This is a genomic window from Stygiolobus azoricus (genome assembly GCF_009729035.1).
Lineage (GTDB): Archaea > Thermoproteota > Thermoprotei_A > Sulfolobales > Sulfolobaceae > Stygiolobus > Stygiolobus azoricus.
Genome location: NZ_CP045483.1, coordinates 1211344 through 1226693, shown reverse-complemented (window position 1 = coordinate 1226693; position 15350 = coordinate 1211344). Strand labels below are relative to the sequence as shown.

The 15350-nt window shown below is 40.5% G+C and carries 15 protein-coding genes, 2 pseudogenes and 1 CRISPR repeat array; of the genes and pseudogenes, 10 read left to right on the top strand and 7 right to left on the bottom strand.

The features are described from left to right. Positions 1-65 precede the first annotated feature (65 nt). The 3 genes from D1868_RS06760 to D1868_RS06750 all read left to right on the top strand — a co-directional run bounded on the left by D1868_RS06760 (position 66) and on the right by D1868_RS06750 (position 4079). Positions 66-2123, top strand: a complete 2058-nt coding sequence (locus tag D1868_RS06760; protein ID WP_156006787.1) for a xanthine dehydrogenase family protein molybdopterin-binding subunit — start codon at positions 66-68, stop codon at positions 2121-2123. Positions 2124-2829: 706 nt separating this feature from the next. Further along, the gene (locus tag D1868_RS06755) at positions 2830-2982 is read left to right on the top strand and encodes a hypothetical protein (protein WP_156006785.1); all 153 of its coding nucleotides are present in this window, start codon (positions 2830-2832) and stop codon (positions 2980-2982) included. 398 nt (positions 2983-3380) lie between these two features. Further along, a complete protein-coding gene (locus D1868_RS06750) occupies positions 3381-4079 on the top strand; it encodes a mechanosensitive ion channel domain-containing protein (protein WP_156006783.1) in 699 nt (232 codons plus the stop codon). Positions 4080-4452: 373 nt separating this feature from the next. Here the strand turns inward: D1868_RS06750 and D1868_RS06745 are convergent, their stop codons facing one another. The 3 genes from D1868_RS06745 to D1868_RS11225 are packed head-to-tail and all read right to left on the bottom strand — an operon-like array spanning position 4453 to position 6525. Continuing rightward, the gene (locus D1868_RS06745) at positions 4453-5559 is read right to left on the bottom strand and encodes a putative phosphothreonine lyase domain-containing protein (RefSeq protein WP_156006781.1); all 1107 of its coding nucleotides are present in this window, start codon (positions 5557-5559) and stop codon (positions 4453-4455) included. Between the two features lie 45 nt (positions 5560-5604). Further along, positions 5605-6393 (bottom strand): hypothetical protein, encoded by a 789-nt coding sequence (locus D1868_RS06740; protein ID WP_156006779.1) that lies wholly within the window; start codon positions 6391-6393, stop codon positions 5605-5607. A gap of 9 nt (positions 6394-6402) precedes the next feature. After that, positions 6403-6525: a hypothetical protein gene (locus D1868_RS11225; protein ID WP_269194898.1), complete on the bottom strand. Its 123-nt coding sequence runs from the start codon at positions 6523-6525 to the stop codon at positions 6403-6405. A 451-nt stretch (positions 6526-6976) separates the two neighbouring features. Between D1868_RS11225 and D1868_RS06730 the strand changes: the two genes are divergently transcribed. The 4 genes from D1868_RS06730 to D1868_RS06710 all read left to right on the top strand — a co-directional run bounded on the left by D1868_RS06730 (position 6977) and on the right by D1868_RS06710 (position 9613). Continuing rightward, positions 6977-7123, top strand: a complete 147-nt coding sequence (locus tag D1868_RS06730) for a hypothetical protein (RefSeq protein ID WP_156006777.1) — start codon at positions 6977-6979, stop codon at positions 7121-7123. 378 nt (positions 7124-7501) lie between these two features. Next, positions 7502-8224, top strand: coding sequence for a hypothetical protein (locus tag D1868_RS06720; RefSeq protein WP_156006775.1), 723 nt, complete (start codon positions 7502-7504; stop codon positions 8222-8224). Positions 8225-8320: 96 nt separating this feature from the next. Further along, positions 8321-8854, top strand: coding sequence for an adenosylcobinamide amidohydrolase (locus D1868_RS06715; protein WP_156006773.1), 534 nt, complete (start codon positions 8321-8323; stop codon positions 8852-8854). A gap of 261 nt (positions 8855-9115) precedes the next feature. Continuing rightward, a complete protein-coding gene (locus tag D1868_RS06710; RefSeq protein WP_156006771.1) occupies positions 9116-9613 on the top strand; it encodes a hypothetical protein in 498 nt (165 codons plus the stop codon). Between the two features lie 178 nt (positions 9614-9791). Here the strand turns inward: D1868_RS06710 and D1868_RS06705 are convergent, their stop codons facing one another. Together D1868_RS06705 and D1868_RS06700 are read right to left on the bottom strand one after the other, a co-directional pair. Further along, positions 9792-10553 (bottom strand): P-loop NTPase, encoded by a 762-nt coding sequence (locus tag D1868_RS06705; protein WP_156006769.1) that lies wholly within the window; start codon positions 10551-10553, stop codon positions 9792-9794. Continuing rightward, a complete protein-coding gene (locus D1868_RS06700) occupies positions 10540-10965 on the bottom strand; it encodes a hydrogenase maturation nickel metallochaperone HypA/HybF (RefSeq protein WP_156006767.1) in 426 nt (141 codons plus the stop codon). Before D1868_RS06700 ends, D1868_RS06705 begins: the two co-directional genes overlap by 14 nt. A gap of 176 nt (positions 10966-11141) precedes the next feature. Between D1868_RS06700 and tnpA the strand changes: the two genes are divergently transcribed. Both tnpA and D1868_RS06690 read left to right on the top strand, forming a co-directional pair. Continuing rightward, positions 11142-11585, top strand: a complete 444-nt coding sequence (gene tnpA / locus D1868_RS06695; RefSeq protein WP_156006765.1) for an IS200/IS605 family transposase — start codon at positions 11142-11144, stop codon at positions 11583-11585. After that, on the top strand, positions 11566-13122 hold the full coding sequence (locus D1868_RS06690) for an RNA-guided endonuclease InsQ/TnpB family protein (protein ID WP_196770218.1): 1557 nt from the start codon (positions 11566-11568) through the stop codon (positions 13120-13122). Before tnpA ends, D1868_RS06690 begins: the two co-directional genes overlap by 20 nt. Here the strand turns inward: D1868_RS06690 and D1868_RS06680 are convergent. Further along, positions 13119-14135, bottom strand: coding sequence for a DUF973 family protein (locus tag D1868_RS06680; protein WP_156006761.1), 1017 nt, complete (start codon positions 14133-14135; stop codon positions 13119-13121). The two genes, D1868_RS06690 and D1868_RS06680, sit on opposite strands and share 4 nt — an antisense overlap. 321 nt (positions 14136-14456) lie before the next feature. Here D1868_RS06680 and D1868_RS06675 point away from each other — a divergent pair. Continuing rightward, positions 14457-14691 (top strand): annotated as a pseudogene (locus tag D1868_RS06675) (hypothetical protein). A gap of 48 nt (positions 14692-14739) precedes the next feature. Beyond that, positions 14740-15171: direct repeats of the CRISPR family, unit length 24 nt; unit sequence GTCGAAATAAGGAAGAACTGAAAG. A 119-nt stretch (positions 15172-15290) separates the two neighbouring features. On the opposite strand, the pseudogene D1868_RS11330 reads toward D1868_RS06675, so the two are convergent. After that, a pseudogene (locus D1868_RS11330) lies at positions 15291-15350 on the bottom strand (TM1812 family CRISPR-associated protein); the annotation flags it as partial.

Here is a 15350-nt window from a genome sequence, read left to right as displayed (position 1 = left end):
TACACAATACGCATTGACCAGGTTTGATATAAAGCTTTATAATTCTTATAACCGCTAACTATCTCATGAGGTTAAGGGATCACTTACCTAAAATTAAAGGTGAAGGAGTCTATATTGACGATTTCACTCCTAAGAACACTTTATACCTTTTCGTAGTGAGATCCCCCATAGCAAGAGGGGTGATAAAAAGAATATCTAAACCTGAAAAAACTCTCTTAACCCTTACTTGGGAGGACGTAAAGGCTTACCTACCCGTAAGGGCTGACCCTGGAACCATGAAAAGCGGGAAGATTGTTAGAATGCCAATACTTGCAGATGGCAGGGTAAACTTTGTAGGTCAGCCAGTTTTAGCCTTTGTTGTAGAAGACAGATATGAAGGAGAAGATATAGCCGAACAAGTCTCTATTGATTATGAAGAACTTCCACCTTTATTAGACATAGAGACAGCAATGAATAGCAAAGACCAAATACATCCCGGTGTGGAGAAAAATATTTCAGTGGACAAGGTCATAGAGGGAGGTCAACTCTCTGCAAAGAAAGAGGCTGAAATAGTAGTTAGTAGAAAGATCTACCAGAACAGAATAGTATCCAATCCCATGGAGCCCAAGGGAGTATTAGTTTATTGGGATGGTGAAAACCTTAACGTTTACGGATCTTTCCAGTCAGCGTTTAGGATCAGAAACGACCTGAGTGAGACTCTTAACTTACAACCTGAAAAAATCAAGGTTTACTCCACTTTAGTAGGCGGTGGCTTCGGTAACAAAGTACCATTATATGCTGAATACGCGTTAGCTGCAATAGCTTCAATGAAACTACACAGACCAATAAAGTGGATAGAAACCAGATCAGAACACCTGAAAAATCCCACAATTGGTAGAGGAGTATTATCAGAGGTTAAGATGTATGCAACAAAGAGCGGGCAGATATTAGGGGTTGAAGGTTATATAGCAGTAGACTTGGGGGCATATAATTTCACAATAAACCCAACTACACCAGAGTTCATAGCTAGACTAGTCACGGGTCCTTATAAGATGAAGTTCGCCTCGATCAGAGCTATCGGTGTATTTACCAATTTACCACCCACCGGCCCTTATAGGGGAGCAGGTAGACCAGAAGCTGCTCTAATTCATGAGACTTTAGTTGAGGATTTAGCCCAAGAAATAGGTATGGATCCAGTGGAAATAAGAAAAAGGAACATCATAGGAGATATGGAGGAATATGTTACGCCTCTGGGAGTTAGGATAGATCCTGCTGGATATATGACAGTACTAAGCACTGCCGAGATTTACTATAGGATGAGTAAAGAAAAATACAAGGACAAAGGTGTTTCAATTGTAGTATTTACAGACATCGATAGACTCTCTCCTGGTGAAGGGGCTAGGGTTAGAATTGAAAACGGTAGGGTTAAGGTATTTGTTGGAAGTGGGCCACACGGTCAAGCGCACGAAGATACTTTTGCAAAATTAGCTGCGGAGACATTGGGGATAAAAGAGGACTTAATAGACGTGATTACAAATACTACAGAAACAGTTAAGGAGGGGATCGGGAGTTTCGGGTCTAGGAGCGGTACAGTGGGAGGATCAGCTGTAATTGAGGCATGTAAACAGTTACTCCAAAAGGCTAACATGCCTATAGATAAGGCCTTGAAGGAGTTGAACGGTTTAGAGGTTGAAGTATTTTACAAGGCTGATGATATTTTCACTCCGGGAGCTCATGTCGCAGTAGTTGATGTAGATAAGGAGACGGGGTTTGTAAAAGTTCTAAAATACTACTCTGTAGAAGACGTGGGTAAGGAGTTGATAAAAGACGAGGTGGAAGGTCAGATAATAGGGGGTATCCTTCAAGGAGTGTCACAAGTCCTTTGGGAACAGACGCCCTATGACCAGTACGGTAACCCATTATTCTACTCAATAGCTGATTGCGGAGTTCCCACTGCAAAAGAGTCGGACTATCAAGTGGAATTGAAAACGCTGACTTTCCCCTCTTCATTACCTACAAAGAGTAGGGGAGTTGGAGAAGCTGGGACTACTGGAGCTTTACCAGCAGTCTTTATTGCGTTAGAAAAGGCTACGGGGAAAAAGTTCTTCAAGACGCCGGTATTGCCATGGGATATCGTGAGTTAACTCTGCAAACAGTAATTACCTAACCATAATCAGTTACGAAAAAAGAAGGTTTTTAAATTGTTTCAGATTTTGCGAACTTACAGTTTGTACGCTAGACCAAAGAGTATTCCTCTCCTTACCTGAATACAATTGCTGAAGCACTTGGTAAAAAGTAGATCTGAGCTAGTTGAGACTTTATTTCAAATTCCCCAAGGTCTATTACTGAATTGAACGCTACACTGCCGATTTTATTTAATAAGAACTTTTTTCTCTAGACTCTAATTATTATACCAAAAAACAAACACAAGTCGTTTAAGAGAGTTTTAAACGATAATGCCAGTAGCTCAATACATGAAAAATCTCATGGTTTTTACAAACCACATAAGCTGTAAAATACGTTTCTGCGTCACGAGGTACTCTCGTCCATCAGAAAGGCGGTTCTTTTTAACAATCTAGCATCGAGAGCAATACTCAGTAAAGCAAAAGAGGAGTTATGATCTTGACCCCGATGATTAGAACTTGATTGTTACTAATCCGTTATTTTATATAGACGGACAAAATAGCAATAAAAAGGTACAGCAAGGTAGGATTATTATACCAAAGGAATGGGGGAATATATCCAATACCGAGGTTTTTATTAGTTTTAAAAGGGAAAAGATCGGGCTTTATCCCCGTGTCCCAAAGATGGTTGACAGCGTTAAAGTAGACGATTTATTGAGTGATCCGCATGAGCTCAAACGTAAAGCTTATTCTAACAAATTCTAATACATTGGTAAAGCCTCAGGTTACGTCGCTCGGTAAGGGAGTTTTCACTGCAGATATTAAAAACGGTTCAGCTATCTATAGCATAGGGCTGACATTACAATTAGCTCTTAAATAAGTCATAACCCTCCTCAAGTACGACTTTAGGGAAACCGCATTATAGAAGATTAGATATTTTGTGACCCTTAAAAAGAGGAATAGTGTGGTGGTTAATAGATGCATACGGTGAATTCTAATTTTAACGTGTCCTCTCTCACTAGAAGCTGGACTATATACGGTCGTTTACCCAGAATTCCTGGTGATAGTTATAAGCAAAGCAAGGAGGCACTCCATACGTTACACTTGGGGTACTTGGAATTATGGGAAAAACGTTGACAAACGAGGACAAATAACTCTTAATTCCTCGTATTTTCATTATTTTGTATGAACAAAATTGTAGTAAAGGATTTAAAAAGACATAGAATTTTATTCTAAGTATCGATAATTTTATATTTCTGAGTAGAATGTGTATAACCGATGGTAAAGGACGAGGAAATAACCGACGTAAAAGAAATAAGGAAAAAAATAGGAGAAGCTACTGCAAAACTTGTCTTTTACATAGTACTCTACGTGGTAGTAGAGGCAATAATCAACAACTTAATTTTTCCAGTTCTAGAGAGATTGTCAGCATCATTACCTAGTATTCCGTACACAAGCAGTTCAACAAGCTCTTCTTCAAGTACACCGTCTTTAGCGGCCTACGAACCTTACGTGAATGTTTTAATATCCCTATTGTTCGGGTACTTCATAGTCCAAGCATTCGCTAACGTCGTGTACTGGAATCTGAGGTTGAAGTACGACCACCCTACGGCAGCCTCAATGAGGAGCGTCTTCAGACTAATAGGTATTGGCGCGTTAGTAGCTGCAATAGCTGGTGGAGTAGCTGGTGGGGCTGCGGGTGTTGCACTGGGCGGATTCATAGGCATTGTAATAGGTTTTGCGTCACAACAAGTACTGGGGCAAGCGGTAGCCGGTCTGTTCATACTCTTAGCGAGGCCGTTTAGGATCAAGGATCATGTTAATGTAGTCGGTGAGGAAGGGATAGTGGAAGAGGTCACTACGCTGTTCACATATTTAAACAAACCTGATGGTACCGTAGTGCTAATACCCAATAACTCTATTATCGGGAACAAGATCTACTTACTACCTAAACAAAAGCAACAACAGAAGAGTTAGCCTTTTGGCGAGTAAGTTAAATACACTAAGAAGATTTTCTTTTCCTTTCTCGGACAATTTGTAGTAGTTTTATGTCCACACGTTAATCTCTCTTGCCGCTTTCCTATAAACCGTGAAGTGTATCGAAAGTGCGGGCTCATCATCTTACCACCAACAGAAGTAATTGAACCCTGATTCGAAAAGCTACACCAGTGTAAACACTCCTAGGGAAATATTTGTCCGTAAATTCCAAAAGAGAAAGTTTTTCCATGAATAGTAACGTTAACCCTTACTTTCCCAACGTTTCGTAACAAGTCGTTTTTAGTATCGAGAAGTTTAAACCCTACACAAATTTCGAACCCTGTTCACTCTTCTCATACAGTCCTCACTCTAATTAGGCTACAAAAATATACGGTCTAATATCAGACCTACCGCTGTAAATGTTATTGTCAGTAAACACATCGGGTTTAAAGAAGATCGGTTTTTCTACCTCAAACTCCCTCATTACACTCCTAATCACGTCTTTGACCTTCATTACCAGCTCGAAGTCAAGAACTGAAGGTACGTAAACTATTACCGGTAAATCCCGGCTTTCAACATTGTTCGTAATTTTCGCCATGTAACCCAAATCACCCAACCTATCAACGAGCGCAGAGAAGAAGCGGGGATAAATTTCCTTTCGTACGAAGACCATCCACTTACCGGACAGACTCTCGCTTAAGGAGGCAGTTAAAAATTCCTCGTCTTCAACTAGGGATACCAATTCCAGCTTATCCGAGATCATATCGAGGAATACCTTGAACTCTTTTTCAAGAACTTCAATCCCGCTCAGTGAGGAAATTGCTAAAGTGAGTAAGTCTTCTCCCTTTTCCATCACTTCCTTACTTACCCTTAACGATCTCGACTCTAATTCCAATGCTTTTTTACTTGTGTAAAATAACCACCCTCTTTCATACCTGAAACCCCTTTTATACGCAGTGTTTAGTAACTTCTCAAACATTGACCTCAACGGTTCTTCAATCGCATCCAACCTAAACTCCCAATCCGTTATGTAGCTGAGCCTCATGTGGATCATAAAGGTCTTCTCCACCAACGATTCCACTTTTTCCACTCCGTTCACCTTAGCAAGTTGAATTAGTGCTTCTTTATCTTGGTGTTTTATTCTAGCGTACCCTTGGTGTTTTGCTAAATGACACCTGCAACAGAGGGTCCTCAGACCTCCCAACACTGCCATCCCCTTATTACCCTCTATGTAATATCTCCATTCCTCATCTACTTCCTTTCCCTCCTCTCCACACACCTCACAATGTTCTTCTTTTTGTCCGAACCAGAAATAGTTTAACCTCCTTACTATGTCTTCGCATTCATCACATATAGCAGAGGCTACGTAAGGATTTAATCTGGCAAACCCGGCTAAGGAATAACTCCATAATGGTGCAGGTACCAGTCTAGGACAAAGTTTAGGTAGGCTCTTACAAACGTCCTCATAAGCTTCTTGCATTGCTTAGAATGATGTTTCAACAGATTAAATTATTTTGCACAAGGATCAACTCCTAAACTCAACGAACTCTCTAACATCCCTTCTCTCCAGCTCGTACACCGGGTATTCATCCGTAGGCACGTATTCTAAGGGGTTAACTCCTTTTACTTCTATTAATCTCTCCTCCCACTTGTCCAACAACTTTTCACCAAACAGCCTTTTGAAGGAGTCCTTCTTCGAAAAGGCTTCGTTTAGTGAATAGAGCTTCCTCAACGTCTCGTTGTCCTTGACGTCCTCGATATAAACGTGTAGATGATAACCATGTTGAGTTTCTATTACAAACCTCACCGGAACTCCTTCTAAAAGTGATAAGAACTCCTTGTCCTTAGTGTCTACGTCCACCATTATCACGTGTTTCTTAACAGCCTTAGCCACATTAGAGAAGGCAATTGAGAAGACATCACCTCTTAATAACTCACTTTCAGCCTTCCTTAAATCACCCTTCCTGAGAGAGGCGAGGACTATGTTCATCTTTTCCTGAATAAAGGTCGTTGACACGAGGTAAGAAAGTTTAAGAAAGTCCACCGGGTTAAGGTAGTACATTACTTTGACATCTTGTTTAGGCAGGGGCTTTCCGTCTACGGTGAGGTTGCCACATTCCTTGACTGCAATCGCCTCTCTTACCGCCTCAAGAAAGTCCTTAGACCAATATCTCCTTATTATCGAATGCCTCTTAAGTTTAGGGAATTCCTTTGTCTCATCACCTCTGAATAGTAGTACGACGACGTAATAGTCACTTTTCCCGGGTTTAGGTATCTTCGCGGAGTACTCAGCCAATGAGAGTCTCTTCACCATACTTAGTCACTATTTCTTTCCAGGCAGTTCAGGGATGAACGGTTCCCTTTCAAATCTTGCTCTTCCTCCATCGAAAGTTACCTTTATCAATTTGCAGTTCACACAAGGAGTTTTGGACTGAGGCTCTTTCACCAATTCTCCAGTGATTAAGCTGAATACCGCGTGGTGAAAAGGACACTCTATCTTATCTTCAAATATTTTACCTTCACTTAATGGTCTCTTTTTGTGGGGACAACCGGCTAGCCAATAATATTTAACACCGTTTTTTCATATACCACTACTGGGTAGCCGTCGACGGTTATGATTTTGACCATATCAGTGAATACGTGATTAGGTAAAAAAGAGTTTGGATTTTCCCTATTGTATGACGTGTTTACCCGTGGCCTAACTTTTCCTTTAATCTGATTTTGCCGAGGCTCTCTTAAGGGATCGTACATCCTCACCCTTGACTCCCTGGGGGTAGTTGAGGAAACACCATTATCCGCGATTTTATTACTCCCAAGACCTCGTGAAGGTGCTTGTCATTAGTTAGGAGAACATCACCAAATCAAAGTTTATTTACATATGGCATGTATACATATATATGAAGACGATAAGTTTAAGGAAGAAAAGGTTAGAAAGGTATTTCAGCACACTTAATAAGGAAGATGCTAAAGAATTAATGAAGAAGATTAAGGAGATGAGGGAGAAAAACGATGAAAGTATTAGTAGAAAGCTCAGCAATTATTGAGTATTTAAAGGGGAATGAAAAAGTTAAGGCTGAGGATTTTTTACGTGAGTTCCCTAACAGTCTTTGAGGTTTTATTAGGCAAGATTGAAGAAGGTAAAATTCTTGATTTCTTATCGGCATTAATCTCACTAAGAGGTTAAGGGTAAGCTAATATGAAGATTTCGACATATTGATTTCCGCTCAAGCTATTAATAAGGGCTTAACTTTGGTGACTTAAAAATTAAAGAAGAATGAATTAAACAATTAGTCCTTGTTAACTGACCTCCTCTCTGCCTTAGGAGGGCTAGGTTCCCCTCTCATCGATTTGCCTTTACATCACATACGCCTTTTTTAAAACACCAAACCGCTTTTAACACTATTTCTTTCAATATATCAACCATGAACAAAAAGCTATTAATCATAATAATAGCCGTCGTAATAGTGATAATCCTAGCCTTTTTACTCCTTAATCACCACGGAGATAAGCCAAGTAAATTACCAGAGACTCAAACAACTACAGTGATTTTGAATACCACGACTTCACCCACTACCACCATACATTTGGTTTACACAAACTCGACAACCGTAAAGACAACGAGTTACACCACCTCAGTATCTCTAGTACTCCGTAATGATACATATTTCCTCGATATACAAGGGAATAAAATTCCAGCGAAAGCTTATCTATACTATTTATCAGATAACTTGAGCTTATTTGGCGTTTTTAACATAACTTCAAACGCGACTTTACTTCCGTTAATAGAACATAATGGCTTGCCTTTTCCACCAGGGAGATACACCCTAGTTGTAAACGGTACCGGGCTTACGCTTAACTTCAACTTTACCTTAAACGTCTATACCGGTGATATCATATACACTAACGGATCTTATTCGATGATAGTCCTACCTCAACCACCGTTAAAGATTATTATAAACAACACGACCTACTTGTTGAGTAACGCTTCTGGTACTTATAATGGAGTAATATTGGTCAAAGGATACATACCTCCTACTACTTCAATAGAAATTTACAACGGGGTACAGTGGATAAAAGTTGAGGTAGTTTATATTCCACATATGGTGTATTTGCCTTATTCTGAAGTCTTCGAAAAGTCGAGTTAACAGTTTTTTAAAGACAATTATAAAGACAACAGGTAATTAAAAGACTACACTGTTAATAAAGGCTAATTTATTAGTGAGTCAGCCAACTAGTTTTTAATGTCAACTGACCTCGAGTTACACGAGTTCCTCCTTTCAAGGAAATACATCACTCTTACTTCAGCTTTGTATCCCGAAGGAATATCCTATGTGAGAAAAATTAAGCTAATCCTTGTAAGCAAAGACTATTGCAGAAACGCCTTCGAAGACGTTGATAAGGTCAAGGAAGAGGAGGCAGTAGTTTTCATGACTGCCGCGAGGAAATTCCGTTTTGAGAGGAGGGAGTGGGGAGAGTTATTCATTTCAGCCGGAATTGATAAGAGCGGTGAGGACGCGGGGTGTACTATTAATATAGGGGCTTTCGTGAACTACCCTCTCTCTGTAAACGGGTTAGTTGACCTAGTCAGAACTGTTACAGAAGCCAAGAGTGGAGCATTAAGACAATTCAACCTTACGGGAACTGTGAGTGATGCAATCGCTGTAGGAGCCTTACCCGGTAAGGAGTTTTTTGCGGGACCCGGAACAGTCATCGGTAAGAGTGTTGCCAAAGACGTTAGAAATATGTTGAGAGAACTGTTAATAACTCCTGAGTAACGGAGCTGCAAAAGATTATCAAAATGCAATAGTTTCAAAACTCCGTAGACTTGTCACTGTTCTTTCATCATGTGGAGATACAGCGTCGTTATAAGTTACGAAAATATTCACTAAGAGCACTCGTAATAGAAAGGGAAATTACGCAACGTTAAAACGATAGTCCCAAAATGACAACGCCTGCTTTAAAAGGACTATTACCTAAAACAACATAATTCACTCCAACGCTTTAAATATTTTATACTTCAAGCAAAATAGTTAATTATGTGTATTTATAAATTTTTCATCATTACTAGAGATATAATCAATGAGGACGGGATAGTGCTTAGGAGCGAAGAATTCAACAAGATTTCCTCTGACGTCTATTTACGTGTTCTAGCAGGAGACATTCCGGTAAGTAAAAGCTACTATTATAGAATTTTAAGAGAGCTCAAGGGACTAGGACTTATCAAAGATAAGGCTATCAATTTCAAGTTCATCTTACCTTTCAGTGTAATTCAGGGAGAACTAAAAATAGAGAAGAAGATAATACTGGTGGACAAGAAAAGAAGAGCACTGATTTTCGTTGACCTTTCCTCACCTCACTGTCCCTCTTGCCCGTTACTCGACGAGTGTATCCAATCTGTATCCTTGGGTAAAGTTAAGGTGTACCCGTGCTTGTCTTGGAACGAGCTTATAACGTGTGTTACGTCAAAGTTTCTTTTGAGAGCTAGAAGTTTTAAAGGAGAACTTAGGCACAGGAGTACTCGCCGAGCTCTATGATATAGCTATCTTGTTAGTCATTCTACTTGGTCCTCAAGTCATATTGTCCATTGCCCTCTTTTGCGTTCTCGTATACATAGACCTCCTTTTTAGTCGCAACTTCTTCATTAGACGTATACTCTGTATCTGAGATGAATAATGAGCAGGGTAAAGTCTCAATACTTTTGTAATGTAAAGCTCAGGATCTCTCATCTCTTCTCGGCTTTAACAAATCCCTTGCTAGTTCGATCACTTTCTGCTTAACCACTCCATCATATTTGTCGATTCTCCCTATGTAGTCCTCGAGTAAGGGATCTATAGGTAATTCAGTGTATTCAAGACCGTATTTCTTCACTAACTCGTTAACTGCTCTTTCGTCACCGAAGGGTCTTACCTTTTTGCCTCCCTCACAGTCGTAATAAGCCATGTTGACCACGAGGTGAGGTCTTTTCCTCTTTTCGGTTAGATACCTCACAAGATACTCAACTACCTTTACGGAGACTTTTGAAGGGGTCGTTACCACTACTGGTACGAAGTCTGTTAAGTGCTCGAGAAGTAAGACCTCATCTCCCAACCCCGGTGGGAGGTCAAACACTACCACGTCGTTGATTACAGAATACGCGATGAGTGACTCCATTACGCTCCTATTGTTAGAGCCCGACAATATCACGTATTTGTCTTTAACGACCCCGCCCAGACTGATCACTCCTAAATTCCCTATCGTAAAGGGCTCTATCCCCCTTTTGGTCACCTCGTGGAGCTTGTTTTCTAACCCAAATAGTTTAGTCACTGCCATTGTGTGTATGTCTAAGTCAATAAGCGTAGTAGGGTTAGAGGAGGATATAGCCAAAGAGAGTAGTGCGGAAATGAGGCTTTTCCCAACTCCTCCCTTAGCACTCATAACTGCTATAGTCTTCTTACCTGAGAGTTTACTTTTAGCTAAAACTTCAAGGGGTTCCATTTACCTCTACCCCTTTTATCATTATTTCCTGAGAGCTAACCTCGATATCATTAGATCCACATTTGGGACACTTGATGAAAGCTGGGGCTAAGCCTGACATTAAATGGAGCGGATATTCCTCCCCGAACTCGTCCTTCACTTTTTCGACCTCATTGATCACTTCTCTTATGGTGAAGATATTTCCGCAATTCCTACACTTAAATACCGGATCTTTGAATGAGATTTCCAAAACGCTGTTTTCAGCTATCGTTCCCTTCTTTAATGTGTCGTAAGCTTCTTTCAGGATGTCAGCTTCGAGGAATGTGAATGAGGGGATAGCAACCTTAACTCTTTTGACTGAGTTAATGTTATTCTCCTTTGCCCAATCTATTACACTCCTCAAAATCCCTTCACCGACAGACCACTCATGCATAGTGTATAAGTGTGTAAATTAACTTATTATTTTTTCACCATTAAGATATGCCCGGAGGCCTCGCTTTTAAAAGCGGGGAGGAAGGGTATAAAAACTTATCATGAGTCCCCCGTTAAGGGAGGAAGGACATAAAACACTTATAAGTTTGAACTCCCTAGACTGTACGGGGGGCGAGGTTGGAGAGGGCTTCAGACGAATACTACAGCACAAGATACGCAAAGTACTACTGCGGGTACCACTTTGTATGGATTCCCAGATATCGAGAGAATATCTTAGTAGATTCAGTCGCTGAGAGACTAAAGGAGCTAATAGTCCAAATAGCAGAACTGGACTTAGGTTGCTCAGTTAAAGCACTAGAAGTTACGTCTGATCATGTTCATCTGTTTGTTGTTTGCCCTCCCCGCCTCGCCCCCGCAGAGATAATTAAGCACATTAAGGGTAAATCAGCGAGACTGCTAATGCAAGAGTTCCCGGAGCTGAGGAGTAGAGTTGGAGATGGTAAGCTATGGACTAGGGAGTACTTCGTCTCAACGGTTGGACATGTGAATGAAGAAACAATACAGAGATACATAGAACAGCAGAGAAAGAGAGGTGACGACAATGCCGAGGAAGAGAACTAGGAAGAAGGGTTTGAAGAGGACTGTAATAGTTGAGATTATTGTAGATGAGCGGATTCATGACGTTCTGCTCTCTATCGCAAACATACTCGCAATGGCTTATAATGAGATAAACTACATGCGGAGAAAACTGTTCTTCGACAAGGAATTGACGCCTGAGGCTATGAGGCAAACATATAACGAGGTATATAGGAAGTATGCAGATGAGTACAAGACCGCCGATGGGCATTGCCTCCTCGGTTCGAACACTTTGCAGGCAGTGCTTAACTTGAGCGATGATAACTGGAGAGCGTTTTTTATGCTGCTTAAGGAAAAAGAGGTGTTACCGAGTTGGTTTGAGGTCAACCCGCCAGGCTATAGTAAGAGTGGCAAAAGGAGAATACCATTCATAAGGCTGAAGTCTAGACAGTGGGAGTTGAGCGGTGATACCATCATCATCAAGGGCGTTCCAGCGTTTGGGCTGAGAGCAGTATTGAAAATTAAGGGAAGGGTTCACTGGAGTGGCGAGAGAGGGGAGCTGATGCTGAGGTATGATATAGATAGAAAGAAGTGGTATGCGTATATGCAGTTCTACGGCACAGAAAAGCTATACAGTGATGGTTGGAGAACAGTCCCTCTGCCTCTCCCAGGCTCTGGTATTGCTGGCATTGATCTTGGGGTTAACAACCTCTTCGCAGTCTATGGCATAACCTCTGATGGAAAGCATGTTAGTGCTCTTTTCAACGGCAGACCTCTCAAGTCGATCTGGTTCTATTGGAAACATAAGATATCAATGCTCCAATCCTTGCTGAGCGGGCTCAGAACAAGCAGAAGACTTAGATTGATGCATAGAAAGGCGAAGATGCAGATGAAGAACTATATAGACCGCCAGATCAGGAAACTTTATAGATGGTTGAGGGAACATGGAATAGGCACTGTTGTGGTTGGGCTTCCACATGATATTGCCCATGAAAAAGGTAATGAGTACACTGAGAGGATATGGATGTATGGCTACATTCTGAAGAGGCTCAAAGAAGTTGCCGAAGAGGAGGGCATGGAAATCCGGCTTGTGCCCGAGTCGTATACCTCTTCAACATGTCCTCTACACGGTAAAGACTGTGGAAAAAGGATATTGAGAGGACTATTCAAGTGCACAAAACTGGGCAAAGTGTTCAATGCCGACTTGACAGCAGCATACAACATCCTTGTGAGAGGAATCTCCATAACCCCGAGTCCCCGCAAAAGGGATAGGGGTAATGGGTTGAAGACCCAGCCCGAGGCTGAATCAAAAAAATGTGGCTCCAAACCTCCCCGCTCTGGCGGGAACTCCCGCCCTTTAGGGTGGGGAGGAGGTCAGCTAGCATCGGAGACACTGATGTACACAAGCTCCTACTACGCAATGAAGTACTCATTGTTGAAAACTTGTCTCAAGCGGTTGGTAGGGTCTTTCGTGTACTTCCAAGCTTTACCCTTAAACATTGTAGGGGTTGACGGCTCACCCGTGAGGGCTATAGCTATGATGAGTGAGAAAGAAATCAGAGAAGAAATTATGGCCTTCTAAGATTGTGTACCCACAGCGTTAACTGTAAATCTAATGATCGTCCCTCCTGCAGAAGCAGTAACTATCACTCTGTACATAACACCTTGAGTTATAGGTAATGGGTTAAAGTAAGCTACCACATTAACAGGCTGATTAGGTTGTATTATTTGTGGATTAAAGGAGCTAGTACTTACGTTCAACCCCTCAATAGTGGCTGAAAGTAGTTGAGCTAACACATTTGAATAAACTTGGAAAGTTAGGACACCGTTAGGGCTTATAGTACCTGAAGGTTGGGATTGGTAAATCACTATTGGAGCATTAACGGGTTGTGGACTCAAGCCTTGCATTAAGCTCACCCCGCTCCTAACCTTCCTTATTATCTCTCCCATCCCAATGTAAGTCAGTATGAACCCTATGAACGCTAAGATCGACGTCGCTATTAGTATCCCTCCAACCTTAGTGGTAGTAGACCCGTATAAATTCCCGACATTATAAAAACCAATGCCTATTAAGATGTTAGCCGTAACAGTAAAGAGGGTGATTATAAAATCTAGTAAGTAGATTGCGCCGAGTGAGCTCGATATACCGACTAAAACTGAGCCACTACTTAATGAAGCAGCTATACCTAGACCTATTACTAACACTGGTAATAAGAAAGAAAATAATAATGCAATTATCCACAAAGTAGTCCCAGTCTTCCCTACACTTACACTCTGGCTCACACCAGAAAGAAGAGAAAAGCCTGACCTCAAATTAATTATACCCAGAATTCCAATTATTAAGGCTACTATGAAGAGAATTATAGCTATACCAAATATTGAAAGTGCAGCTGAACTTGAAGAATTCGTTAGAACTGATGTAGAGTTATACACTGATGTAGAGTTATACACTGTAAGAATTGAAGCCCCGAAACCTATTGATATAGCTACAACAAATAACGCGGCGAAAATTGCTTCTAGAAATGTGGAGAATATGTAATAAAGTGACCCTTTTTTCAACTTTTCCAGTCCGACCAATTCGACATTGTAACTCATTGATTATGTCTCTCATTCTAAACTAATAAATTAAATTGGTAACATAGACGATGATATTTATTTTCTCTGACTCCTTACGGAAGTCTAAGACATGACAATAAATTCGATATTAAACTACGTAAATATCTTATTTCTTCTCTGAGAGTTAATATTTTGCGCAAGGAGTGGTTTAAAGATTTTCCTAAAGTTTTTGTTAAAAAAATCTGATTACGAACAAACTTTTGCAACTCGTGTCCAACTGTGTTAAATACTCTGTAGGATCGGGGAGTATGCTGTAAATGCATCTTAAATCTTAGTAACTTACGCTACTGATCATTAACTATGCCAACAATAAGTATAAGGATTGATGAAAAGTTAAAGAGGAAAATGGACGAGCTAAGCTACATAAACTGGAGTGAAGTAATAAGGAGAAAAATAGAGGAAGTAATTGAGGAAGAGGAAAAGAAAAAGAAGGATTAATGAGGCTTCATTGAGGTCTCATGAGTTCTTCCTTAATTACGGAGGCAGAAGATCAGAAGAGACAATTAGGGAGTTGCGTGTCAAGAATTGGCAGTAGTCGACGCTTCAGTAGTTATAAAATGGATTTGCTAATGAGCATAACAGCGTCGAAATAAGGAAGAACTGAAAGAGGTGTTGCAAGAAAAGCCTGAGGAGCTACAACGGTCGAAATAAGGAAGAACTGAAAGGACTTTTATTATAATATAATATATACACCGTTAAGTCGAAATAAGGAAGAACTGAAAGACACCGGCGGTATACCTCCGGTACAGAAGGATTGGTCGAAATAAGGAAGAACTGAAAGTGCTGAGCATCGAACTCGTATTTTAGAACTCTTAGTCGAAATAAGGAAGAACTGAAAGTTATTTCATTTAATATCATCAATATATTTGCATTCGTCGAAATAAGGAAGAACTGAAAGTTAACTCCATAATTTTGCTTGTCTCTAACTTTTCTGTCGAAATAAAGAAGAACTGAAAGTGACTATAGGCCTTCTTACCGTATCCTCTATAAAGTCGAAATAAAGAAGAACTGAAAGGTTAAAATTTTGATTTCCGTAATCTCATTCAAGATGTTTTTCACGTTCTCTAAGCAGTCACGATAACTAACACAAATTTCATTATCACGTTTCCACATGTAGGTAACATTTTTCTCAAACCCTCCGTGGGCAAATAGATTACGCTTGTTAGGCTCACATTCTTTTACCTTCTCTTCCAG